Annotated in this window: 26 protein-coding genes; 10 read left to right on the forward strand and 16 right to left on the reverse strand. The window is 56.0% G+C overall.

All coding sequences use genetic code 11. The features are described from left to right. The first annotated feature begins 70 nt into the window (after window positions 1-70). Complete coding sequence (locus ACMWJS_RS18065) at window positions 71-1,036, forward strand: DMT family transporter (protein WP_048027884.1); 966 nt, start codon at window positions 71-73, stop codon at window positions 1,034-1,036. A gap of 79 nt (window positions 1,037-1,115) precedes the next feature. On the opposite strand, the gene ACMWJS_RS18070 is transcribed toward ACMWJS_RS18065, so the two are convergent. Further along, a complete protein-coding gene (locus ACMWJS_RS18070; protein ID WP_045907979.1) occupies window positions 1,116-2,765 on the reverse strand; it encodes a methyl-accepting chemotaxis protein in 1,650 nt (549 codons plus the stop codon). A gap of 244 nt (window positions 2,766-3,009) precedes the next feature. Here ACMWJS_RS18070 and ytfE point away from each other — a divergent pair, with 244 nt between their 5' ends. Beyond that, entirely contained in the window at window positions 3,010-3,672 is a 663-nt protein-coding gene (gene ytfE / locus ACMWJS_RS18075) for an iron-sulfur cluster repair protein YtfE (RefSeq protein ID WP_414747377.1), read from the forward strand. Between the two features lie 86 nt (window positions 3,673-3,758). On the opposite strand, the gene cycA is transcribed toward ytfE, so the two are convergent. Both cycA and fklB read right to left on the reverse strand, forming a co-directional pair. After that, window positions 3,759-5,168: a D-serine/D-alanine/glycine transporter gene (cycA, locus tag ACMWJS_RS18080; protein WP_008502891.1), complete on the reverse strand. Its 1,410-nt coding sequence runs from the start codon at window positions 5,166-5,168 to the stop codon at window positions 3,759-3,761. 312 nt (window positions 5,169-5,480) lie between these two features. After that, window positions 5,481-6,101 carry an FKBP-type peptidyl-prolyl cis-trans isomerase gene (fklB, locus tag ACMWJS_RS18085; protein ID WP_414747378.1) on the reverse strand — a complete coding sequence of 207 codons (621 nt, stop codon included), beginning with the start codon at window positions 6,099-6,101 and terminating at the stop codon, window positions 5,481-5,483. Between the two features lie 233 nt (window positions 6,102-6,334). Between fklB and ACMWJS_RS18090 the strand changes: the two genes are divergently transcribed. Continuing rightward, on the forward strand, window positions 6,335-6,979 hold the full coding sequence (locus ACMWJS_RS18090; RefSeq protein WP_414747379.1) for a LysM-like peptidoglycan-binding domain-containing protein: 645 nt from the start codon (window positions 6,335-6,337) through the stop codon (window positions 6,977-6,979). Window positions 6,980-7,047: 68 nt separating this feature from the next. On the opposite strand, the gene rplI is transcribed toward ACMWJS_RS18090, so the two are convergent. Genes rplI through rpsF form a run of 4 tightly spaced genes read right to left on the reverse strand, consistent with a single transcriptional unit; the run spans window position 7,048 to window position 8,487 of the window. After that, the gene (gene rplI, locus ACMWJS_RS18095; protein WP_008502894.1) at window positions 7,048-7,497 is read right to left on the reverse strand and encodes a 50S ribosomal protein L9; all 450 of its coding nucleotides are present in this window, start codon (window positions 7,495-7,497) and stop codon (window positions 7,048-7,050) included. Between the two features lie 41 nt (window positions 7,498-7,538). Beyond that, entirely contained in the window at window positions 7,539-7,766 is a 228-nt protein-coding gene (gene rpsR, locus ACMWJS_RS18100) for a 30S ribosomal protein S18 (protein ID WP_000135199.1), read from the reverse strand. A 4-nt stretch (window positions 7,767-7,770) separates the two neighbouring features. Next, entirely contained in the window at window positions 7,771-8,085 is a 315-nt protein-coding gene (gene priB, locus ACMWJS_RS18105; protein WP_414747380.1) for a primosomal replication protein N, read from the reverse strand. A gap of 6 nt (window positions 8,086-8,091) precedes the next feature. Further along, window positions 8,092-8,487, reverse strand: coding sequence for a 30S ribosomal protein S6 (gene rpsF / locus ACMWJS_RS18110; RefSeq protein WP_014830397.1), 396 nt, complete (start codon window positions 8,485-8,487; stop codon window positions 8,092-8,094). 338 nt (window positions 8,488-8,825) lie between these two features. On the opposite strand from rpsF, the gene yjfY reads away from it, so the two are divergent. After that, entirely contained in the window at window positions 8,826-9,101 is a 276-nt protein-coding gene (gene yjfY, locus ACMWJS_RS18115) for a DUF1471 family protein YjfY (RefSeq protein ID WP_414747381.1), read from the forward strand. Window positions 9,102-9,242: 141 nt separating this feature from the next. On the opposite strand, the gene ACMWJS_RS18120 is transcribed toward yjfY, so the two are convergent. Genes ACMWJS_RS18120 through ulaA form a run of 6 tightly spaced genes read right to left on the reverse strand, consistent with a single transcriptional unit; the run spans window position 9,243 to window position 13,650 of the window. Beyond that, window positions 9,243-9,929 (reverse strand): L-ribulose-5-phosphate 4-epimerase, encoded by a 687-nt coding sequence (locus ACMWJS_RS18120; RefSeq protein WP_414747382.1) that lies wholly within the window; start codon window positions 9,927-9,929, stop codon window positions 9,243-9,245. Then, on the reverse strand, window positions 9,922-10,782 hold the full coding sequence (locus tag ACMWJS_RS18125) for an L-ribulose-5-phosphate 3-epimerase (protein ID WP_045907974.1): 861 nt from the start codon (window positions 10,780-10,782) through the stop codon (window positions 9,922-9,924). Before ACMWJS_RS18125 ends, ACMWJS_RS18120 begins: the two co-directional genes overlap by 8 nt. A 9-nt stretch (window positions 10,783-10,791) precedes the next feature. Further along, window positions 10,792-11,442: a 3-keto-L-gulonate-6-phosphate decarboxylase UlaD gene (gene ulaD, locus ACMWJS_RS18130; RefSeq protein ID WP_008502901.1), complete on the reverse strand. Its 651-nt coding sequence runs from the start codon at window positions 11,440-11,442 to the stop codon at window positions 10,792-10,794. Between the two features lie 12 nt (window positions 11,443-11,454). Next, the gene (gene ulaC, locus ACMWJS_RS18135; RefSeq protein WP_414747383.1) at window positions 11,455-11,922 is read right to left on the reverse strand and encodes a PTS ascorbate transporter subunit IIA; all 468 of its coding nucleotides are present in this window, start codon (window positions 11,920-11,922) and stop codon (window positions 11,455-11,457) included. Between the two features lie 9 nt (window positions 11,923-11,931). Next, window positions 11,932-12,237, reverse strand: coding sequence for a PTS ascorbate transporter subunit IIB (gene ulaB / locus ACMWJS_RS18140; protein ID WP_003856022.1), 306 nt, complete (start codon window positions 12,235-12,237; stop codon window positions 11,932-11,934). A gap of 12 nt (window positions 12,238-12,249) precedes the next feature. Further along, window positions 12,250-13,650, reverse strand: a complete 1,401-nt coding sequence (ulaA, locus tag ACMWJS_RS18145) for a PTS ascorbate transporter subunit IIC (protein WP_032675818.1) — start codon at window positions 13,648-13,650, stop codon at window positions 12,250-12,252. Window positions 13,651-14,009: 359 nt separating this feature from the next. Here ulaA and ulaG point away from each other — a divergent pair, with 359 nt between their 5' ends. Together ulaG and ulaR are read left to right on the forward strand one after the other, a co-directional pair. Beyond that, window positions 14,010-15,074 carry an L-ascorbate 6-phosphate lactonase gene (ulaG, locus tag ACMWJS_RS18150; RefSeq protein ID WP_262751468.1) on the forward strand — a complete coding sequence of 355 codons (1,065 nt, stop codon included), beginning with the start codon at window positions 14,010-14,012 and terminating at the stop codon, window positions 15,072-15,074. Window positions 15,075-15,184: 110 nt separating this feature from the next. Next, the gene (gene ulaR, locus ACMWJS_RS18155) at window positions 15,185-15,940 is read left to right on the forward strand and encodes an HTH-type transcriptional regulator UlaR (RefSeq protein ID WP_045907973.1); all 756 of its coding nucleotides are present in this window, start codon (window positions 15,185-15,187) and stop codon (window positions 15,938-15,940) included. Here ulaR and yjfP read toward each other — a convergent pair. After that, entirely contained in the window at window positions 15,937-16,659 is a 723-nt protein-coding gene (yjfP, locus tag ACMWJS_RS18160; protein ID WP_414747384.1) for an esterase, read from the reverse strand. The genes ulaR and yjfP overlap by 4 nt on opposite strands. A gap of 137 nt (window positions 16,660-16,796) precedes the next feature. Between yjfP and bsmA the strand changes: the two genes are divergently transcribed. From bsmA to ACMWJS_RS18175, 3 genes are all read left to right on the forward strand, one after another. Continuing rightward, complete coding sequence (gene bsmA, locus ACMWJS_RS18165; protein ID WP_414747385.1) at window positions 16,797-17,126, forward strand: biofilm peroxide resistance protein BsmA; 330 nt, start codon at window positions 16,797-16,799, stop codon at window positions 17,124-17,126. A gap of 136 nt (window positions 17,127-17,262) precedes the next feature. Beyond that, the gene (yjfN, locus tag ACMWJS_RS18170) at window positions 17,263-17,550 is read left to right on the forward strand and encodes a DUF1471 family protease activator YjfN (protein WP_021240708.1); all 288 of its coding nucleotides are present in this window, start codon (window positions 17,263-17,265) and stop codon (window positions 17,548-17,550) included. 172 nt (window positions 17,551-17,722) lie between these two features. Further along, window positions 17,723-19,654 (forward strand): methyl-accepting chemotaxis protein, encoded by a 1,932-nt coding sequence (locus ACMWJS_RS18175; protein WP_414747386.1) that lies wholly within the window; start codon window positions 17,723-17,725, stop codon window positions 19,652-19,654. Here ACMWJS_RS18175 and ACMWJS_RS18180 read toward each other — a convergent pair. After that, the gene (locus ACMWJS_RS18180) at window positions 19,651-21,273 is read right to left on the reverse strand and encodes an isovaleryl-CoA dehydrogenase (protein WP_414747387.1); all 1,623 of its coding nucleotides are present in this window, start codon (window positions 21,271-21,273) and stop codon (window positions 19,651-19,653) included. The genes ACMWJS_RS18175 and ACMWJS_RS18180 overlap by 4 nt on opposite strands. A 193-nt stretch (window positions 21,274-21,466) precedes the next feature. On the opposite strand from ACMWJS_RS18180, the gene ACMWJS_RS18185 reads away from it, so the two are divergent. Then, on the forward strand, window positions 21,467-22,741 hold the full coding sequence (locus ACMWJS_RS18185; RefSeq protein ID WP_196347140.1) for an MFS transporter: 1,275 nt from the start codon (window positions 21,467-21,469) through the stop codon (window positions 22,739-22,741). Window positions 22,742-22,832: 91 nt separating this feature from the next. Here the strand turns inward: ACMWJS_RS18185 and rlmB are convergent, their stop codons facing one another. Beyond that, on the reverse strand, window positions 22,833-23,564 hold the full coding sequence (gene rlmB / locus ACMWJS_RS18190) for a 23S rRNA (guanosine(2251)-2'-O)-methyltransferase RlmB (RefSeq protein ID WP_039024652.1): 732 nt from the start codon (window positions 23,562-23,564) through the stop codon (window positions 22,833-22,835). Window positions 23,565-23,607: the final 43 nt, after the last annotated feature.

Here is a 23,607-nt window from a genome sequence, read left to right on the forward strand (position 1 = left end):
AACCTCATACAATACGCACGCATTTGCCCCTCCTACACTGAGAACAAAGTAAATACCTGTGGATGGAAAAATGATTAGTGGAGTGTTGTATGCCCTGCTGGCCGGGATGATGTGGGGGCTGATTTTTGTCGGCCCGCTGATCGTGCCGGAGTACCCGGCGATATTGCAGTCGACCGGACGTTATCTGGCGCTGGGGCTGATTGCCCTGCCCCTGGCGTGGCTGGGGCGCGCGCGCTTGCGTCAGCTCAGCCGTCAGGACTGGGGCACCGCGCTGGCGCTGACCATGATGGGCAATCTTATCTATTACGTTTGCCTTGCGAGTGCCATTCAGCGTACCGGTGCGCCGGTATCGACCATGATTATCGGCACGCTGCCGGTCGTCATCCCCGTCTTTGCTAACCTGCTTTACAGCCACCGCGATGGCAAACTGGCGTGGTCAAAAATGGCACCGGCGCTGGTCTGCACTGCCCTGGGGCTCATATGCGTCAATATTGCCGAGCTGCGTCATGGCCAGGGGGATGTTGACCTGTGGCGGTACGGCTCTGGCATTCTGCTGGCGTTCATTTCCGTGGCCTGCTGGGCCTGGTATGCCCTGCGCAACGCGCGCTGGCTGCGTGAGAATCCGGACAAGCACCCAATGATGTGGGCGACGGCGCAGGCGCTGGTCACGTTGCCCGTATCTGTCGTGGGGTATCTCGGCGCATGCCTCTGGCTGGGCCATCAGCAGCCGGACTTCGCCCAGCCCTTCGGGCCAAGACCGTGGGTGTTTATCGGCCTGATGGTGGCGATTGCGGTGCTGTGTTCATGGGTGGGCGCGCTGTGCTGGAATATTGCCAGCCAGAAGCTGCCGACGGTGATCTTAGGACCGCTGATTGTCTTCGAAACCCTGGCCGGGCTGCTGTATACCTTCCTGATGCGCCAGAGCGTGCCGCCGTTGTTCACGGCCTGCGGGATCGTGCTGTTGGTCGTGGGCGTGGTGATGGCGGTGAGAGCGAAGCCGGAAAAACCGAGGGTTGTTCCGGCGTCGGAGATGTGATTTTTGCCCAGCGGCGCTGCGCTTGCAGGGCCTACAAAACCGTAGGCCCGGTAAGGCGTAGCCGCCACCGGGCAAGACCTTAAAACGTTTCCCAGTTCCCTTCAGACGCCGCCGCGACAGGCTGCGCTTTTGGCACATAGGTTTTCACCGGCGCCGCTTTAACCGCCTGGTTGCGGGTGATTTTGAACACCGCCACCGCTTCGTTCAGACGTGCAGCCTGATCTTCCAGCGCTGCCGCTGCGGCCGCAGACTCCTCCACCAGCGAGGCGTTCTGCTGAGTCACGCGGTCCATTTCGGCTACCGCCTGGCCCACCTGGTCAATACCGCGGCTCTGCTCGTCAGAGGCCGAGGCTATTTCGCCCATGATGTCGGTGACGCGGGTAACCGCATTGACGATCTCGGCCATCGTGGCCCCGGCTTCGTTAACCAGCTGCGAACCCGCGTTCACGCGTTCGCCGGAGTCGTCGATCAGCGCTTTGATCTCTTTCGCCGCCTGAGCACTGCGCTGGGCAAGGGTACGCACTTCCCCTGCCACCACCGCAAAACCACGGCCCTGCTCGCCTGCACGGGCCGCTTCCACCGCCGCGTTCAGCGCCAGAATATTCGTCTGGAAGGCAATCCCGTCGATCACGTTAGTGATTTGCGCGATCTTGCTGGAACTGGTGGCGATCTCATCCATTGTACGTACGACACCTTCCACCACGTTACCGCCCTTCTTCGCCGTTGAGGAGGCATCCAGCGCCAGACGGGACGCCTGACGCGCGTTATCGGCGTTCTGCTTCACGGTTGCCGTCAGCTGCTCCATGCTGGCTGCCGTCTCTTCCAGAGACGCGGCCTGCTGCTCGGTGCGGGAAGAGAGATCGTTACTGCCTGCTGAGATTTCGCCTGCACCGGTGTAAATGGTATCTGCGCCTTCACGCACTACGCCCACGGTATTCGCCAGCGAAGTTTGCATCTCCTGCACGTTGCGCGCCAGGATAGCCATTTCATTTTTACCGTCAGCCTGAATCGGCTGGGTGAGATCGCCTGCCGCAATGGCGCGAATATGGTTGATCACCTCTTCCAGCGGCAGCAGCAGCACGCGGCGCATCGCAATCCAGCTGGAGATAATCACCACAATCACCAGCAGCATGACCGCTGAGAGGATCCACAGGATGCGCTTGTAATCACTTTCATTATCCTGAATACCTTTATCCGTGAGCGCAGCCTGCGCTTCACGCCATTCACGATACACCGTCTGCATCGCGTTCTGTTTTTGTTCGGCATTCTGCTTGAACATATCTTCCAGATTGCCCTGGCTCAGCAGAACGTTCATTTGCGTCAGCGTCGCAGAGTAAATGCGGTACTGCTCTTCGAGTTGGTTAGTCAGGCTCTCATCCAGGCCTGGCGTGTTCGGCAAGGCATAGTATTTATCGTAATGAACCTGCGCTTCAGTCAGCAGATTTTTCGCCGTGGTCACCAGCTCATTCAGCTGACCGCCGTTAATTTGCGAGGCCATGCTGCTTTGCAGGCGCAGCATCCCGCGGTTCAGGGTGACGCGCGCCTGGTTCAGACTGATCCACGCATCGGTAAACTCCGCCACGTTCTTGCTGGAGAGCTGCGCCACGGTGAAGTTGTCTTTATCGTTGTTCAGGGCGTTGATAAAGATACCGGCGGAAATCACTTGCATGATGCCGAGCACAAGCAGCACCGAAATCAGAAGGGTAATGACTTTTATACGTTTAAACATGCGTTGCCTTTGTTATATGCAGGTTTGTCTGACGTGGATATATCGGCAGGCACAGCGGGTTGTTTACTGTTTCTCCACCTTTAAAAAGTTTCGAAACCACTTTCCTGAGCCCATTCAGAGAGTTAAATCGGATATTTTTTTGTGATCTGCATCTCATTTTTACCCGTCCCTCTAAAGGGTTATAGCGCCATCTTAAAGATGCATTTAATATACATCTTATATTATTGAGAATGAGGTAACTGCTATGGCCTTTCGCGACCAACCCCTCGGCGAGCTGGCGCTCTCCATTCCTCGCGCTTCTGCGCTGTTTCGTAAATACGATATGGACTACTGCTGCGGCGGTAAGCAAACCCTGGCGCGTGCGGCGTTACGCAAAGAGCTGGACGTTGAGGTGATTGAAGCCGAGCTGGCGCAGCTGGCCCCGCAGCCCATCGACAAAGACTGGCGAACCGCTCCGCTCGCGGAAATCATCGACCATATCATCGTGCGTTATCATGACCGTCACCGTGAACAGCTGCCGGAGCTGATCCTGCAGGCGACCAAAGTCGAGCGCGTCCATGCCGACAAACCGTCCGTACCGCGCGGTCTGGCGAAATACCTGACCCTGCTGCACGAAGAGCTTTCCAGTCATATGATGAAAGAAGAGCAGATCCTCTTCCCGATGATTAAACAGGGAATGGGAAGCCAGGCGATGGGGCCCATCAGCGTGATGGAAAGCGAGCATGATGACGCGGGCGAACTGCTGGAGGTGATCAAACATACCACCCACAACGTCACGCCGCCGCCAGAAGCGTGCACAACGTGGAAAGCGATGTACAACGGCATTAACGAAACGATCGACGACCTGATGGAACACATCAGTCTGGAGAATAACGTTCTGTTCCCGCGGGCATTGGCGGGGGAATAAAAAAGCCCGGTGGCGCTAGCGCTTACCGGGCCTGCAACGTCCTCGAACGTAGGCCGGGTAAGCGTCAGCGCCACCCGGCAACATGCTTAACGCATGCCAGCCATACGTTTCTTACCAATAAACATCCAGCCCAGCCCCAGCGCGATAAACCACAGCGGCGTGACGATCAGCGCCTGACGGGTATCATCTTCCAGCGTCAGCAGAACCAGCACGAAGACGAAGAACGCCATGCACACCCAGCACATCAGCTTGCCCAGCGGCATCTTGTAGATCGATTTTTCATGCAGGTGTGGGCGCTGTTTGCGGTACACCAGATAGGAGCAGAGGATAATGGTCCAGACGAACATAAACAGGATCGCAGAGACCGTGGTGATCATGGTGAATGCGCCAATCACGCTTGGGTTCACGTAGAGCATCACCACACCACCCAGCAGACACATGCAGGAGAAGGTCAGCCCTTTTGCCGGTACGGCACGCTTAGAGAGCTTGGCGAACGCGCTCGGCGCCACGCCTTCCTGCGCCAGACCAAACAGCATACGGCTGGTTGAGAACACGCCGCTGTTTGCGGAAGAAGCCGCAGAGGTCAGCACCACGAAGTTAATCAGGCTCGCTGCCGCAGGCAGACCTACCAGCACGAACAGCTCAACGAACGGGCTCTTGCTTGGCACCACCGAGCTCCACGGCGTCACGGACATAATGATAATCAGCGCGAAGACGTAGAACATGATGATGCGCACCGGAATGGAGTTGATGGCGCGCGGCAGGGACTTCTCCGGATCTTTGGTTTCCGCAGCGGTCGTTCCGACCAGCTCAATCCCTACAAACGCGAACACCGCAATCTGGAAGCCAGCAAAGAAGCCGCTGATGCCTTTCGGGAACCAGCCGCCGTCATTCCACAGATGGGTAAACGACGCCTGAACGCCGGTTGGTGACTGGAAGTGGGTGAGCACCATTACCAGGCCCACCACGATGAGCCCGACAATGGCCACAATTTTGATCATTGCGAACCAGAACTCCATCTCACCGAACATTTTAACGGTGGCGAGGTTAAGGCTCAGCAGCAGAACGATGACCGCCAGCGAGGCCACCCAGTCCGACAGCCCCGGGAACCAGAATTGCGCATAGGCGGTAATCGCCACGACGTCCGCCATACCGGTCACGACCCAGCAGAACCAGTAGGTCCAGCCGGTAAAATAGCCCGCCCATGGTCCGAGCAGGTCTGAAGCGAAATCGCTGAAGGATTTGTATTCAAGGTTCGAGAGCAGCAGTTCACCCATTGCACGCATCACGAAGAACAGCATAAAACCGATAATCATATAGACGAATATGATTGACGGTCCGGCGAGACTGATGGTTTTGCCTGACCCCATAAACAACCCGGTACCGATGGCACCCCCGATGGCAATGAGCTGAATATGACGGTTTGTGAGATTGCGCCGTAGCGACTGTTCAGACGACGCCTCTTCGTCGGCGACGACTTTGACCTGATCTACCATGTGATATTTTCCTGTTTATGCCTGTCTGTGTTGTTAAGGCTCTTCTGGCCTTTAAATACGCCAAAAAAATGACGTTCCCTTGTAAGGGCTAATCGATATTAGGTAAGAATCGGCGGGATGAATACTATGATTTAGATATTATGTTAATAATATGTTGAAAGTGAGTGTCATATCACTCATACAGCGCGAAACAGCTCACAAAAATACACGCAACAGTTTCGTTTGCAAGATAAAATATTGATTCCGGCTTAACTATAGGTTTTCACGCTATTTTCCCCTCCCCAGCCGGGGAGAGGAAATAAGAAAAGTCGATTACAGAATTTCCAGCAGCTCGACTTCAAAGACCAGGGTACTGAATGGCGGGATGGACGCGCCAGCGCCGCGCTCGCCGTAGGCCAGGTTGTGCGGAATAGTCAGTTCCCATTTAGAACCCACTGGCATAAGGGTCAGCGCTTCGATCCAGCCTGCGATAACGCCATTCACCGGGAACTCAGCCGGTTCGCCGCGCGCCACGGAGCTGTCGAAGACGGTACCGTCGATCAGCTTACCGGTATAGTGTACGCGAACGTGGTCGGTACGCGCCGGGATCGCGCCATCACCCTGAGTGATCACGCGGAACTGCAGACCAGACTCGGTGCTGTTCACGCCTTCACGCTCACGGTTCTCTTCCAGATATTTCACACCTTCGGCGGCCATCTCTTCAAAACGTGCGCGACGCACGGCGTCAGCACGTTCGTGGATTTCACGCAGCGCACGGTGCACAACGTCAACCGGAACGGCAGGCTGTTTACCTTCCAGCGCGTCAGCGATACCCGCCACCAGCGCTTCGGGTAACAGACCTTCCAGGCCGGATTCGCTCAGCTGCTGTCCTACCTGCAAGCCGATACCGTAACTTGCCTGCGCTTCGATAGTGTCAAAAGTCGGGGGGGTCATGGGTTTTCCTTCCATCACATTTAAAGTAGCGGGCAGCATATCAGCCATGCCCTTATGGGTAAAACTTTGTCTGAAGTTAAGGTGACAAACCGCGACGAAACAGAAACAATAGAGAGAACCAGGATTAATCCCGAACTGATGTCACGGATGTCGGGTTTACTACGCCGTTCAGGCAGTTAGCAAACTATACTTCGGGGCACAGGATAAAAAATACGCGGAGCAGGAGGAGTGCCATGCCCGGGCGATTTGAACTGAAACCTACCCTGGCGAAAATCTGGCAGGCGCCGGACAATTTTCGCATCATGGACCCGCTGCCGCCTCTGCATCGCAGAGGGATCATCATTGGTGCGCTGATGGTGATTGTGGGCTTCCTGCTTCCTTCCGGTGGCGATGAAGTTGATACCGCCCCCGTCACCCGCAATGCTCAGCTGGATATTCAGTCGCAAACCCGACCGCAGCCTGACGCACAGCCGATGCAGACGCAGCTCGTTACCCCGTCTAACGACCCGGGTCAGGTCGCGCCGGTTGAGCCAGAGCCCATTCAGGACGAACAGCCGCAGGAACAAGCCGCCGCCCCGTCTCAGCCTCAGACGCAACAGCCCACCGGCATTGAGCAACAGTGGCGTTCCTATCGCGTAGAGTCGGGTAAAACGCTGGCGCAGCTGTTCCGTGACCACAACCTGCCGCCGACAGACGTGTATGCCATGGCGAAAGTGGAAGGTGCGGGTAAGCCGCTCAGTAACCTGCAGAATGGCCAGATGGTGCAAATACGCCAGAATGCCAGCGGAGTGGTGACAGGGTTAACGATTGATACCGGAAATGGACAACAGGTGCTGTTTACCCGCCAGCCAGACGGCAGTTTTATCAGGGCACGTTAAGGACTGGGATATGTAAAAAGCAAAACGCCGGCACAAGGCCGGCGTTTCAACGTGAGCAGAGTAAAAAATTACTCAGCTACAACGTTAACAACCAGTTTAGCGAACACTTCGCTGTGAACCTGGAAGTCAACTTCGTGCTCACCAGTGGTACGCAGAACGCCGTTCGGCAGACGAACTTCGCTCTTAGCCACTTTAACGCCTGCTGCAGAAACTGCATCAGCGATATCGCGGGTACCGATGGAACCGAACAGTTTACCTTCGTCGCCAGCTTTGGACGCGATGGTAACGGTGCCCAGTGCGTTGATTGCTTCAGCGCGAGCATTAGCAGCCGCCAGAACGTCAGCCAGTTTGGCTTCCAGTTCAGCGCGACGTGCTTCGAAAAACTCTACGTTTTTCTTGGTAGCTGGAACAGCTTTACCCTGTGGAACCAGGAAGTTACGAGCGTAGCCCGCTTTAACGTTTACCTGATCACCCAGGCTGCCCAGGTTTGCTACTTTATCAAGCAGAATAACTTGCATTACCTTATCCTCTTAAAGTCGTATTAATGGACCGTGCCCGATTACTGATGACGATCAGTGTACGGCAGCAGGGACAGGTAGCGAGCGCGTTTGATAGCGCGAGCCAGCTGACGCTGATATTTTGCACGAGTACCGGTGATACGGCTTGGGACAATCTTACCGCTTTCGGTGATGTAGTTTTTCAGCGTTGCGATATCTTTATAGTCGATCTCTTGAACGCCTTCCGCGGTGAAACGGCAGAACTTGCGACGACGGAAATAACGTGCCATATGGCTAGTCTCCAGAATCTATCAAATCAATCTGCTCGGCATGCAGAACCATTTTGCTCAGACCGTTCTTTGCCTTGTGGCAAGAGATGAACCCCTGAACGATTACTGCACTACCGACCGTTAAACTGTGAGTAATGGCCTGGTTTTCGTGTCCGCTAATAATAACGGGCATTTGGCACCACGCCTGCCGGTGAAACCCGGCTTCCTCTTGCACAGAACGATGCTCAAGCACGAACTGGCAATGCGGAATTCCTGATGGACTGACCTTTCGAAGGGGAGCCCTGCATATGATGCCGGACAACGCCAGACGGTTGGTCATCAGAAATTACTCTTCAGAATCCCCAGCATCAGAATCATCTGCGGTTTCGTTTGCGAAATCATCGCGACGCTCACGGCGCTCGTCTTTCGCTTTAACCATCGGAGATGCTTCGGTAACTGCGTGTTTAGTACGCATAACCATGCTGCGGATAACGGCATCGTTGAAGCGGAAGTTAGTTTCCAGCTCATCGATCACTTCCTGCGGCGCTTCAACGTTCAGCAGAACGTAGTGAGCTTTGTGCAGTTTGTTGATCGGATAAGCCAGCTGACGGCGGCCCCAGTCTTCCAGACGGTGGATCGTGCCCGCTGCTGCAGTGATTGCACCAGTGTAGCGCTCGATCATACCCGGAACCTGTTCGCTCTGGTCAGGATGGACCATAAAAACGATTTCGTAATGACGCATCGAATTGCTCCTTACGGATTATTCAGCCTCCTGTCTGGGTCAGCCGAGGCCCGGGGAGGCAAGGAACGTGTTAAAGGTCGGCTGAAAAATTGACGCGTCATAATACTTGCGCGCCCCCGGAAACTCAAGCTGATTGCACAAATAATTCGCACAAAGCGCGAAGCGGGTCTAAGTGGGTGATTTAAAATTACTCACACCCGGAAGCGGTGTTTTTTTGAACAACTGCATCAGAAATGGTCACGCTTCCCCGCCGGAGGAATGATTACACTTTAATCAGAGATCACCTGAACAGAAGAAGGAGTCCCCCTCTCAGAGCACGCAGTCGTGGAGCGCATATCATGAAACAAATCGCATTAGCCCTAATGGCAGCGCTTTTGCTCAGTGCAAACGCGATGGCAGCCATCAAGATAGACAGCCAACAGGCCAGAAACATGGATGATGTGCAAAGCTTGGGCGTCATTTACATCAATCATAATTTCGCCACGGAAAGTGAAGCAGATCAGGCCCTTAATCAAGAAACCGATGCACAGGGCGCAACCTATTACCACGTGATGTTAATCCGTGAGCCCGGCAGCAACGGCAATATGCACGCCAGTGCAGATATTTACCGATAACGCGTTAACGCTAGCACCAGGAAAGCCAACAACGAGAACATAGCCATAGTTGACGTTGCCCCCTGCCCGGGGGCTTTTTTTTGTGAATGGCTCCGGAATACCACCGGTTACAACTGTTTTTCGGTATTCCAGAGCACTTATTCACTTCTGCCCGTAATAGGCATTCGGGCCGTGCTTGCGCATGAAATGCTTATTCATCAGATAATCATCAATCCCCTGAAGCTGTGGGTTGATGCCGCGAGCAATCCACGCCATGCGTGCCACCTCCTCCATGACAACCGCATTGTGAACGGCGTCGTGGGCATCTTTTCCCCAGGCGAACGGGCCGTGCTGATAGACCACAATACCCGGCGTATGCAGCGGTTCGCTTTCACCCAACGTTTCGATGATGACCTTCCCGTTGTTGAGCTCGTATTCGCCTTCCACTTCAGCCTGCGTTAATGCACGCGTGCAGGGGATGTCACCAAAGAAGTAGTCCGCATGCGTTGTTCCCAGCGCCGGAATCGCCAGCCCCGCCTGTGCCCAGGCCGTGGCATGGGTCGAGTGGGTATGCACAACGCCGCCGAGTGAGGGATAACGACGATAAAGCGCCAGATGGGTCGCCGTATCTGAAGAGGGACGCCATTTTCCCTCTACGACGTTTCCGTCAAGATCCAGCACTACCATGTCGTCAGCGTTCATGGTGTCATACGCCACACCGCTCGGCTTAATCACGATCAGCCCCTGCTCGCGATCGATAGCGCTGACGTTACCCCAGGTGAAGGTGACCAGGCCATAGCGCGGCAGATCCATGTTGGCTTCAAAGACCTGCTGTTTCAGCTTAAGCATGTTCAGCCTCCAGTAACCCCGCGCGCGCCATACGCTCGCGCACCCAGTCCCGCGCCTTTGCTACTTCCGCCGCAGGGTTTTCCGACGTTTCGCTCCACATCTCGATCAGATAAGGCCCGCAATAGCCTGTCTGCCTGAGCGTCTCGAAGCACCGTTCGAAATCCACCACCCCGGTGCCGAACGGTACGTTTTTAAACACGCCAGGACGGGTATCTTTGACGTGCACCGCCACGATATGCCCCATACCTGCCTGCAGTTCCATCTGCACATCGTTATCCCATGCCGACAGGTTGCCGATATCAGGATAAAGCTGGAACCACGGGTTATTCAGATAGTGCGCGTAGCCCAGCGCCTTGCTGATGGAGTTCATCAACGGGTAGTCCATGATCTCCATCGCCAGCGTGACCTGCGCACGGCTGGCCATCTCAACGCTCTCCTTCAGCCCGTCACGGAAACGACGGCGCGTTTCATCGTTGGCTTCCTGGTAATAAACGTCATAACCCGCCAGCTGGATCACGCGGATACCCACGTCTTGCGCAAAGCGAATGGCTTTACGCATGATCTCCAGCCCCTGAGCGCGTACAGCATCGTCTTCACTGCCGAGAGGGAAACGGCGGTGGGCGCTCAGGCACATCGACGGCACGCGTACGCCCGTTTCGGCGATGGCGCTCACCAGCGCCAGGCGCTGTTCACGGCCCCAGTCGAGACGAGAGAGGCGTTCGTCCGTCTCATCAACGGACATTTCGACAAAATCGAAGCCCAGCTGTTTTGCCAGCTGTAACCGCTCCAGCCAGCACTCCCCCGCAGGGAGTGCCTTTTCATAGATGCCAAGCGGGACCTGTTTGGACAACATACCCGCTCCCTAGCCCCAAAGCTGAGCGATTGAACGTTTGAACTGACGCGCCGCTTCCACCGGAGACGCCGCATCACGAATGCTGCGACCGGCAATAAAGACGTGAATCGGAATGCCCTTGAACAGCGGCAGATCTTCCAGTGCCAGACCGCCGGTAACGGTGACTTTAAAGCCCATATCCGCCAGACGTTTGATCGCGCTGATATCCGCTTCGCCCCACGCCACCCCTGCGGCCTGCGCGTCGCGGCTGCGGTGATACACCACCTGCTGAATACCCGCATCACGCCACTCCTGGGCCTGCTCCCAGGTCCAGAAACCGGTCAGCTCAATCTGCACGTCGCCGTTAAACTCTTTTGCCACGTCCAGCGCGCCTTTGGCGGTGTTGATATCCGCACAGCAAATGACGGTGACCCAGTCGGCGTTGGCTTCGAAGCACATGCGGGAGAGGATTTTGCCTGCGTCGGCTATTTTGGCATCTGCCAGCACGATTTTGTGCGGATAAAGCGCCTTCAGGTCGCGAACAGCGCGAACGCCCTCGCCCACGCAGAGAATGGTACCCACTTCGATGATATCGACTTCTTCCGCAATCAGACGGGTCGTTTCATAAGCGTGGGACAAGGTCTGGTTATCGAGCGCAACCTGCAACATGGGTAATGACATTTTCAATTCCTCTTAAACAGCCGCCGCTGTGGCGTTATCAATTAAATCCAGCACGTCCCGCTCGGTACGGCAGGCGCGTAAACGGTCGAAATTGGCTTCGTCATCAAACAGATTGACGATCTGCATGATGCCCACCTCCTGGTGGGTGTTAGCGTCAACAGCGGCCATGGTGATCAGGATGTCGACCGGGTCGTTATCTTCGTGGTTAAACACCAGCGGCGTTTTCAGCGTCACCAGCGCGAAGCCGGTTTTCTTGACGCCCTCTTCCGGGCGGCCATGCGGCATCGCCAGGCCCGGCGCAATCACAAAATAGGGGCCATGCTGCGCCACGCCATCCAGAATGGCCTGGTAGTAACGCGGCTCGACAACGTCAGCCTTAACCAGCAGATCCACGCTCAGCTTTACCGCTTCCTGCCAGGTGCTGGCCTCAGCCTGTAAAAGGATGGAATTATTCTCTGCCAGCGAATCACGTAGTTTCATGTGGCGTCCTTACTTCACGTCTTGTGGAAAGTGCTCTTTAATCACTTCCAGCAGTTTTGGTCCGAAATCCGCAGGCGACAGCATGTTGCGCACGCCCACCACGTATTTATTGCCCGACACACTGATTTCGCCGGCGATATGAGTAGAGGCGATGATGATGTCCGCGCCGTTCAGCTCACTTTTGTATTCACCCACTGCGCAGCTGTTCACCGTGTGGTCGATGTTGGACTGGGTTAAAAACTGGTCCACTTTCATCTTCATGATCATGGAGCTGCCTTGCCCATTACCACACACAGCCAGGATACGTACGGTCATAATCGAAACTCCTTAATGAGCAGAGACTTCTGCTGTTTGTTTTTCCGCGTCTTCTTCTGCTCGCAGCGAACGGCCAGCGAAGAACATATAAGCCAGAGCAATCAGGATGATGATGGCCATAAAGACCAGCCCGATGGAGGCAAAGCCCTGCATCATCGGCGGTGCCAGAATTGACCAGTCCGCCATACCCATCCAGGCGCTCATACCGGTGAGCTTGACCGCCCACACGCAGCCGAAGATTTCCACCATGCCCATCACCAGGCAGATTTTGAGCGCCGCACGCCAGCCGCCGAAGTGGTTAGCGAATACGCCGATGGTGGCGTTGGAGAAGAACATCGGGATAAAGCCTGGAATAATCAGGATTGAGGAGCCGCAGCCGACCAGAATGCCCACCGCAATCAGCTGGCCGATAGTGCCCCACATAAAGCCCCAGACCACCGCGTTTGGCGCGAAGCTATAGATAGCAGCACAGTCGATGGCCAGTACCGCGCCAGGGATCAGGCGCTGGGAGATACCGTTGAACGCTTCCGACAGTTCGGCGACGAACATACGTACGCCCTGAGTGATGATGAAGATCGCCACCGCGAAGGAGAAACCGGTCTGCAGGATGTAAACCGTCCAGTGGGTTTTGCCTGCCATCGCCTGCACCACGTCAATACCGAAGGAGAGCAGAATGGCACCGAAGAAGATGGTCATGACAATTGCGGTCGAAACGATGTTGTCGTGAAAGATATTCAGCCAGCCAGGCAGCTTGAGGTCTTCAACGCTCTCTTCTTTTTTGCCCAGGTACGGCGCAACTTTATAGGCAATCCAGGAAGCAAACTGCTGCTGATGGCCGATGGAGAAACCGCAGCCGTCCGTCACTTCCTGAGTCGGCTTGTACATCATGTTGGAGGTGATACCCCAGTAGAGCGAGACCAGCACCGCGGTGCAGATAATCGTGGTCCACATTGGGTAACCGAAGATATAGAGAGAAACCGCGATCAGCCCCGCCTGCTGGAACATGATATGTCCGGTGAGCATGATGGTGCGAATGCCGGTAATACGACGCAGGAGAACGTAGATGATGTTCAGCGCCAGGGCGAGCAGCACTGCATACCCCACCCAGCTATAGGCATCACCCATGCGCTCGATGGTCGCCATCATTGAGGCGTAAGTGTCAGAAATCGCACCGTTGATGCCATACACTTCGGACATTTTGGCGACGACCGGCTTAAAGGTGCTGGTCAGAATGCCAGACCCCGCCTGTAACAGCATGAAACCGATAATGGTTTTGATGGTGCCTTTAATAATCACGCTGACGCTTTTGCGCAGCAGGATATAGCCCAGACACGTCACGATACCCAGCAGCAGCGGGGCGTTGGTCATTACCTGATTAAAGAACACGGTAAAGACGTTGTAGAGGATCTCCATAACTCTCTCCAGAAATGAGAACACGAGGGGTAATCCCTGTGCGGTTGGTGTCATCACTCTATTAATCACAAATAATCACCACAAGATTGCATTTGATTATTTGTGACGTATCACGCAATTTATTTCCATGCCGTTAATAATGATTTTCGCTACAACATCACGGAAACAAATTAATCCTTATAATTCATCAAATTAATGATTTACGCTTACTACTATAACAAGTAAGAAGCGGAGGATCTGTGAAGTTGAACGGATAAAAATCCGCATTTTTACCATTGCAAAGCGCGTCAAATGGTGACAGCATTAATCACATCAAATCACCATGTGATTATTTTTGATTAAACCAGGAGTCAAAAACGATGAGTAAAGTGAACACCATCACCCGTGAGTCATGGATTCTGAGCACCTTCCCGGAATGGGGCAGCTGGCTGAATGAAGAGATCGAGCAGGAACAGGTTTCTCCTGGTACCTTTGCGATGTGGTGGCTGGGCTGCACCGGTATCTGGCTGAAATCAGAAGGCGGCGCCAATATCTGCGTCGATTTCTGGTGCGGCACCGGCAAGCAGAGCCACGGCAACCCGCTGATGAAAAAGGGCCACCAGATGCAGCGCATGGCGGGCGTGGAAAAACTGCAGCCGAACCTGCGTACCACGCCGTTTGTGCTCGATCCGTTTGCCATTCGCCAGATCGACGCCGTGCTCTCCACTCACGATCACAACGATCATATCGATGTGAACGTGGCGGCAGCGGTGATGCAAAACTGTGCTGACGATGTGCCGTTTATCGGGCCGCAGACCTGCGTGGATCTGTGGATTGGCTGGGGCGTGCCGAAAGAGCGCTGCATCGTGATGAAGCCTGGCGACGTGGTGAAAATTAAAGATATTGAAATCCATGCGCTGGATGCCTTTGACCGTACCGCACTGATTACCCTGCCTGCCGATCAGAAAGCCGCGGGTGTACTGCCGGACGGTATGGATGAGCGCGCGGTTAACTATCTGTTTAAAACCCCTGGCGGCTCCCTGTACCACAGCGGCGACTCTCACTACTCCAACTACTACGCGAAGCACGGCAACGAGCACCAGATCGACGTGGCGCTGGGCTCCTACGGTGAGAACCCGCGCGGCATTACCGACAAAATGACCAGCGCCGACATGCTGCGCATGGCGGAAGCGCTGAATACCAAAGTGGTGATTCCGTTCCACCACGATATCTGGTCAAACTTCCAGGCCGATCCGCAGGAAATCCGCGTGCTGTGGGAGATGAAAAAAGACCGCCTGAAGTATGGCTTCAAGCCGTTCATCTGGCAGGTCGGCGGCAAGTTCACCTGGCCGCTGGACAAAGATAATCTTGAATATCACTACCCACGTGGTTTCGATGATTGCTTCACCATTGAGCCAGACCTGCCGTTCAAGTCCTTCCTCTGATTGTGCAGCCACATCGCCAGACTTGATGTCTGGCGATGTCATATTTCTTTTAGTAATTTCACGCTATTTCAAATATCATCTTTTCAAATCAATTCTTATCGGAATAGCTCATGACGGAAGCGCAACGGCATCAAATTCTCCTGGAACTCCTGGCGCAAACCGGGTTTATCACCGTCGAGAAAGTGATCGAACGTTTAGGGATCTCCCCGGCAACGGCGCGGCGGGATATCAACAAGCTGGATGAAAGCGGCAAGCTGAAAAAGGTCCGCAACGGCGCGGAAGCGATCAGCCAGCAGCGCCCTCGCTGGACGCCAATGAATATTCATCAGGCGCAAAATCATGATGAAAAAGTGCGGATTGCCAGAGCCGCGTCGCAGCTGGTGAATCCCGGTGAGAGCGTCGTGATCAACTGCGGTTCCACGGCATTTCTGCTGGGCCGTGAAATGTGCGGCAAGCCGGTGCAAATCATCACCAACTACTTACCGCTCGCCAACTATCTGATCGACCAGGAGCATGAGAGCGTGGTGATCATGGGCGGGCAGTACAACAAAAGCCAGTCCATCACCCTTAGCCCTCAGGACAGCGAAAACAGTCTCTATGCCGGGCACTGGATGTTTACCAGCGGCAAAGGCCTGACGGCAGATGGCCTGTATAAAACCGATATGCTGACCGCGATGGCGGAACAAAACATGCTCAACGTTGTGGGCAAGCTCGTTGTGCTGGTCGACAGCAGCAAAGTGGGCGAGCGCGCTGGCATGCTGTTCAGCCGTGCCGAGCAGATCGACATGGTGATCACCGGCAAAGGCGCCAACCCAGAGATCCTCCAGAAGCTGGAAGATCAGGGCGTAAAAGTGCTGCGCGTTTAAAGGTGCTGGCGGAAAAACGCCACCGTAGCGTCCAGCGCCGTGGGCGTGATGCGGTGGCGGACGCCCGCTTCCCACAGACAGGTGAGATTACCGTCCAGGCCTGCATTCATTAACGCCTGCTGTAGTCGGAAGGTTCCCTCGGGCGGGACCACATCATCCGCGTCGCCGTGCCACAGCAGCAGCGGGCGATCCGCCAGGCGCGGCAATGCCCGGGTCACGTCCCACTCTTCGAGCGTCGCGGTGATTTCCGCTAAATCCTGAGGGGGAAAGAGCGTCTTCGCCAGCGATGTAAAATAGCCCGAGCCCATCAGGCAGGCGACTGACTTCACTTCCGGATGATGCGTCATAATCCCCAGCGCCGTCATACCGCCCATCGACGCTCCGGCCACGGCCAGACGATTCTCTGCCACCAGCCCTGCCTCATAAAGCGCATCGCGCAACCCGGCAAACTCGGTCAGACTCCCGTGCAGAATGTGCCAGAACTGCCCAAGACGCGCCTGTTCGTTACCCATAAAGCGGGCGCCGTGGTCAGGCGCATCCGGCATCACCACGCGAAAACCCGCCTGCGCCAGCGCAACCGCAAAATAACTGTAAACCAGCTTCGATGAGGTAAACCCGTGATAAAAAACCACAACAGGCAGCGGTTTATCACGTTTACCCGCTGGCATAGCGTGTAAAATTTCATGGTCCCCGAGGGGGCGTATTTCAATTTCAATCATTGTCGACCCTGTACGAATGTATGATTCATAATGTTGAGAACTGGGTTACGCTTTCACATCATTTTCATTCGAAATATACGTCCCAGATAACACTTCGGGAACATTCCCCCAAAACTAAATTCACAGACAACTACACTATGGCTATCAGGAAACGAGATATGGTTATGCGCAGGTTTGCTGCTTTAGTGCTGGTGTTTCTGCTCAGTGGCTGTAGCGCGCTGCAGGGAACGCCGCAACCCGCTCCACCGGTCGCCGATCATCCACAGGAGATTCGTCGTAATCAGACGGAAGGATTACAACGAATGGGCACCGTCTCCGCGCTGGTTCGCGGCTCGCCGGATGACGCAGCAGCGGCAATCAAAGCACAAGCCGTCGCCGCCAAAGCAGATTATTACGTCATCATTATGATCGACGAAACCATCATAACGGGACAGTGGTATTCACAGGCCATTTTGTACCGTAAATAATGGTTTTCCTTTGAACGAGATTTACACTGCTTTGCGTCCATAGACATTTTCCTGTCCACAATAAACTCCATGCCCGCGTCAATGGAAGGGAGTTTATTCGCGAAGGATTGCCCGGCGGATACCGGAGATATGTGAAATGGAGCTGACGATGAAACGAACTCTTGCTTTGACCTCTCTGTTGCTCTCAGCAGGCCTGGTGAGCACCACTGCGCAGTCAGCAGAATTCGCCAGTGCTGACTGTGTAACTGGCCTGAATGAAATTGGCCAGATCTCCGTGAATAATATCTCGGGGAGCCCGCAAGACGTTGAACGCGTTGTGGCATTAAAGGCCGATGAGCAGGGTGCTTCATGGTATCGCATCATCCAGATGCAGGAAGATAACCATATCGACCACTGGCGGGTACAGGCCATTCTCTACGTGTAATATCCCTCCTGATAAAAGCCACTTATTTTTAGTGGCTTTTCGCTTTTGCAAATTTTTTATCTAATCAAAAACCAATCAATAACAACAAAATAACATCTTGTTACATTAATTCAGTAAACGTAATCCCCGCTCTGCCGTTGAAGAACCATACCTTTTCAATGATGAGCAATTTATGATCAATGTTTTTCGCCGTGCAGGCCTGGGGGCGAAGCTGTCGCTGCTTACGGGCGTCAGTGTCGCCACGCTGTTTCTGCTTTTCACTTTTCTGCTCAGTCAAAAAGCCAGCCAGCAGCTTGAAGCCCTTGCGGTAGAAGACCTGCATAATCAGTCCACCGGCATGGTCGACATGGTGCAGATGTTTAACACCAGCCTGAGTGAAGAGGTTGAGAGTTATACCCGGCTGTTTACCACCTTTTTACCGCAGCCCCTGAATAGTGACCCTTCTCAACCCCAGACGATCAACGGGCTCAGCGTCCCGCTTCTGAAAGGCGGCGACACCGGGCTGCATGAAAATAACACCCTGTCGGACGACTTCCTGAACCGTACGGGAGCCATCTCGACGCTGTTTGTACGCAGCGGAAACGACTTTGTTCGCGTAGCGACCTCCCTGCGCAAAGAGAATGGCGAGCGGGCAATGGGCACCGTGCTGGATACTTCCAGTCCGGCCTTTGCCGCCGTCAACAAAGGTGAAGTCTACCGCGGCCTGGCGCTGCTGTTTGGCAAACGCTACATCACCCAGTATCAGCCCGTAAAAAACGCCGAAGGACAGGTCATTGCGATCGTCTTTGTCGGGGTGGACATCACTCACTCCTGGAATGTCATGCGCGAGAAAATTCTCAACCGCCGCCTGGGTGAGAGCGGTCACTTCTTCGTGCTGGATCGCAGCAACGGCAAAACGCGCGGGCAATACCTGTTCCATGCCGGTGAAGAGGGACAGCTGCCGAAGTGGGACGACGCGACGCAGCAGCAGCTTCTGGGTGACAAGCCCGGCACGCTGGAACGCGTAAGCGACGACGGCCGCACGCTTAAAATGGCGTATACCCCGCTGCCAGGCTGGAACTGGACTATTGTCGGCGAAGTGGATAAATCGGTGCTGCTCGCAAGCGTCAACGCCATGCGCGATCGCTTCCTGCTGGCCGGCGTGGTCTTATCTATCCTGTTTGCTGGTCTGTTCGTGGTCATTATTCGCCGCGTGCTGACCCGACCGCTGCGCAATGTGATCCATCTTGCCCGGCAATATGCCGCAGGGGATCTCCGTTCCAGCCTGCCCGTGACGCGCCAGGACGAAGTCGGCCAGCTGATCGACGCTATCAACGGCATCGGTGGCGGCCTGCAAAAAATTGTCCTGCAGGTCCGCGAGGCCGCAGGCGAGATCCATTTGGGCACCAACGCGCTGGCCGCCGATACCGGCGAGATTTCAGAGCAGATCAACAAGCAGGCCAGCAGCGTGGAAGAGACCTCCGCCAGCATGGAGCAGCTGGCCGCCACCGTGCAGCAAAATGCCGCCAACATGGAGCAAACGCAGCAGCTGGTGGGTGAAACCTCGCTCGCGGTGCATCAGGGCGGTGAGACGGTCACCCACGCGGTGTCGACGATGGACGACATTCGCGAAGCGTCAAAACGCATCGAAGACATCACGCGCGTGATTGAGACTATCGCTTTCCAGACCAATATCCTGGCGCTGAATGCGGCAGTGGAAGCGGCCCGCGCGGGCGAGCACGGAAAAGGGTTTGCGGTAGTCGCGCAGGAAGTTCGCGCCCTGGCAGGACGCAGCGCTAACGCGGTGAAGGAGATTGAACAGCTGATTGGCGATACGCTCAGGAAAGTGAGTGAGGGCCATGCGCTGTCTGAAAAGACGCGCCTGGCGATGGATGACATCATTATTCATATCGATAACATCAGCCAGCTGGTCACCGAGATTAACCATGCTTCACGCGAGCAGTCCGCCGGGATTGGCCAGGTGAATCTCGCCATGACCCACATTGGCGAAGCGTCGCATATTAATGCCGATCGTATCTCACGCAGCGAACAAACGGCTCAAACGCTGCGTGAGAAGGGATCACATCTGGCCCAGCTGGTAAGTCTGTTCCAGCTAAAAGACTAACCGACTCTGCCCGTCGCACGCAGCAGCAGGTCACTTTGCACCTGCTCGCTCATCAGCGTGCCGCCACGGGTATCCAGCATCATGCGGCACCACGCCTGCGCCACCGGGGGCGATGCGTGTCGCAGCATTTCGCTCCCGGCACCCAGCAGGAAAAGCTGCTGCGCAATTTCCCGCCCCTGCGCCTCCTGCGGTTTACGCAGTTTTTGCTGAAGCTGTCGCCAGCTGCGGTCGAAGTGTCTGTCCTGCCCTTTGACCTGTGCAAACTCATCGGCAAGCAGATCGTGAATACCCGGCTGCTTCGCCAGCACGCGCAGCACGTCCAGGCACATGATGTTGCCGGACCCTTCCCAGATGCTATTCACCGGCATCTCGCGATACAGGCGGGGAAGTTCGCTCTCCTCGCAGTACCCGACTCCGCCCAGCACCTCCATCGCTTCAGCCACAAACGGGATGCCCGCTTTGCACACGCTAAATTTCGCGGCCGGGGTAAACAGCCGCGCCCATGCCGCCTCCTGCGGATCCGCGCGTTTATCCCACGCCCGCGCCAGGCGGAACAGCAGCGCCGTTTGCCCCTCCAGCACCAGCGCCATCCGGCTTAGCACTTCGCGCATGAGCGGCTGATCGATGAGATTTTTGCCAAAGGTTTGACGCTGATGGGCATGGTACAGCGCCACCGAGAGCGCCCGACGCATCAGTCCGTGGCTGCCCAGCGCGCAGTCAAAGCGCGTCAGACCGCCCATTTTGAGGATCTGCCGCACCCCTTCGCCCTCTCCCCCCAGCAGCCAGCCGGAGGCATCAAGAAACTCTACCTCGCTGCTGGCGTTGGAGCGGTTCCCGAGCTTGTCCTTAAGACGCTCCAGCCGGACGGCGTTGCGCTGTCCGTCAGGCAAAAAGCGCGGCACAAAAAAGCAGGACAACCCGCCCTTCGCCTGCGCCAGCACGAGATGCGCATCGCTTTGCGGGACGGAGAAAAACCATTTATGTCCCACCAGCCGGTAGCTGCCGTCGCTGCATTTTTCCGCTTTGGTGGTGTTGCTCAGCACGTCCGAGCCGCCCTGCTTTTCCGTCATCCCCATACCGATCAGCAGGCCGCGCTTTTGCGCGCCAGGCGCCAGATGCGGATCGTAGCGATCGCTGAGTAGCGGCGTCAGCCAGTCGTGAAATATTTTGGGAAGCGCCTGCTGCAGAAGCGGCGTGGCGGCAAACGTCATGGTGACCGGGCAAAGCGTGCCCGCTTCCACCTGAGCATGCAGCACAAAGCGTGCGGCCCGCGCGACAAACGACCCTTTACGCGCTTCCTCTTCCCATGCCAGGTTATGTACCCGATTGGCACACAGCCCCTGCATCAGCAGGTGCCATGCCGGATGAAAGCGGACGTCATCCAGTCGCTCTCCGGTGGCGTCATAACGAAGCAACTCCGGCGGATTCACGTTCGCCAGCCTGCCCAGCTCCAGCGACTCTGCGGTGCCTAACTGCTGTCCGATGCTGGCGAGCAGCTCGATATCCCACTCGGCACCCTCGCGCGAAACTGCGTCACGCAGCGCGCAGTCCGAGAGAAAAAGGTTGCTGTTAGAGAGTGGTGCGGGTTGATTGAAAACGGTATGGGTCTGCCAGTGCATACTGTCTCCCTCCTTCAGTGGCAATGACGATAAGTATGGACAGACCGCGCACACGCTGCATGGGAGGGGAGTCACACGTTCACGATCCCGCTGATATCATTCGTGAAATAGCTCACAGAACATAAGAATAAACTATTTCATGACTTCGCTTTTGTTGAATAATTTATTCTTACCCTTTTCAGTGAGGATCGTTATGCAACCGGATGCGCACAAGCGAGCATTAATTGCCGGCTCCATTGGTAACTTTATCGAGTGGTATGAGTTTGCGGTCTACGGTTTTCTGGCGACCGTCATTGCGAAGAACTTCTTCCAGCTTGAAGGGGAAGCGGGGCTTACCAGCCTGATCCTCACCTACGCCTCATTCGCCATCGCCTTCTTCTTCCGTCCGCTGGGTGCGGTGGTGTTTGGACGCATCGGCGACCGAATTGGCCGTAAGCCGACGCTCATTATTGTGCTGGTGCTCATGACGCTGGCCACAGCCGCCATCGGCATTGTGCCGGTCTACGCCAGCATCGGGATTGCCGCACCGCTCATTATTACGCTGCTGCGCATCCTGCAGGGACTGTTCGCTGGCGGCGAGTACGGCGGTGCGGTCTCGCTGATGACGGAGTTTGCTCCGCGCGGCAAGCGCGGGCTCTATGGCGCGTGGCAGTCCTTTACCGTGGCGCTGGGGCTGTTAGCGGGTGCAGGTATCGTGGCGCTGCTCTCTGCCCTCCTCACGCCTGAGGCCCTGCACGATTGGGGCTGGCGCATTCCTTTCTTCCTGGCGCTGCCCATGGGCGTTGTTGCGCTGTGGCTTCGTGTCAGTATGGAAGAGACACCCAGCTTTGTGCAGCAGCAGGATAAACCGGCTGTCGCTCAGGCGGATATTGCCGCCACGCTCCGGGCCATCGTGATGGGGATTGGCCGCGTGATGGTCTGGTCTGCGGCAGGATATACCTACCTGGTGATTATGCCGACCTATCTGCAGTCGGCGCTGCACACCGGGTTTAACCAGGCGCTGCTGATCGCGGTGATTTCGAACGTTGGGTTTGCGCTGACCATCATTCCGTCGGGGATCCTGAGCGATAGGATCGGGCGTCGCACGGTGATGATTATCGCCACCGCGCTGCTGCTGATCCTCGCCCTGCCGCTGCTGAAACTTCTGCAGGCGGAGTCCAGCACGCTGGCGGTGAAAGCGATAGTGGTATTGATTGCGGGCGGCCTGGTGGGCATGCTGGCAGGGCCGGGCCCGGCGATGCTCTCTGAGATGTTCCCGACGCGCGTACGCTATACCGGGCTGGGGCTGGCCTACTCGTTATCGAACGCGATTTTCTCAGGCTGTGCGGGGTTAATTATTACCGGGCTGATTAAGCAGACGGGTAATCTGGATATTCCGGCGTACTACGTGATGGCAACGGCGGTGGTGAGTATTTTCGCGCTGATGACGCTGAGGAAGGATGACCATCTGCGGTCGTTAGAGGAGTGAGGTTAATGCCCGGTGGCGCTACGCTTACCGGGCCTACGGTACCGTGCCTTTGTAGGCCGGGTAAGGCGAAGCCGCCACCCGGCACAACAGGCTACCCTCGCTGACGCACCGCTTCAAACAGGCAGATGCCCGTCGCAACAGACACGTTCAGAGAGGACACGCTGCCCGCCATCGGGATGCTGATCAGCTCGTCGCAGTGCTCGCGGGTCAGACGACGCATGCCTTCGCCTTCCGCCCCCATCACCAGCGCCAGACGGCCGGTCATTTTGCTCTGGTACAGAGTATGATCCGCTTCACCGGCGGTACCGACGATCCAGATGTTCTCTTCCTGCAGCAGACGCATGGTGCGCGCCAGGTTGGTCACGCGGATCAGCGGAACGTTTTCAGCCGCGCCGCAGGCCACTTTCTTCGCCGTCGCGTTCAGCTGCGCGGAGCGATCTTTCGGCACGATCACCGCATGCACGCCCGCCGCATCCGCGCTGCGCAGACACGCGCCGAGGTTGTGCGGATCGGTTACGCCATCGAGGATCAGGAAGAATGGATTCTCCAGCTCGGCGATCAGATCCGGCAGATCGTTTTCCTGATACTGACGGCCCGGCTTCACGCGGGCAATAATGCCCTGGTGCACCGCCCCGTCACTTTTTTCATCCAGGAACTGGCGGTTCGCCAGCTGGATCACCACGCCCTGTGCTTCCAGAGCGTGGATCAGCGGCATCAGACGTTTGTCTTCACGCCCTTTCAGAATAAACACTTCCTGAAAACGCTCCGGTGCGCGCTCGAGAAGGGCCTGCACCGCGTGGATGCCGTAAATCATTTCACTCATTGATGGTTCTCGTAATAAGTATTTCCCCTCTCCCGGTTGGGGA

Origin of the sequence: Enterobacter sp. HK-058-C-ECC (assembly GCF_047531125.1) — a bacterium.
GTDB classification, from domain to species: domain Bacteria; phylum Pseudomonadota; class Gammaproteobacteria; order Enterobacterales; family Enterobacteriaceae; genus Enterobacter; species Enterobacter quasiroggenkampii.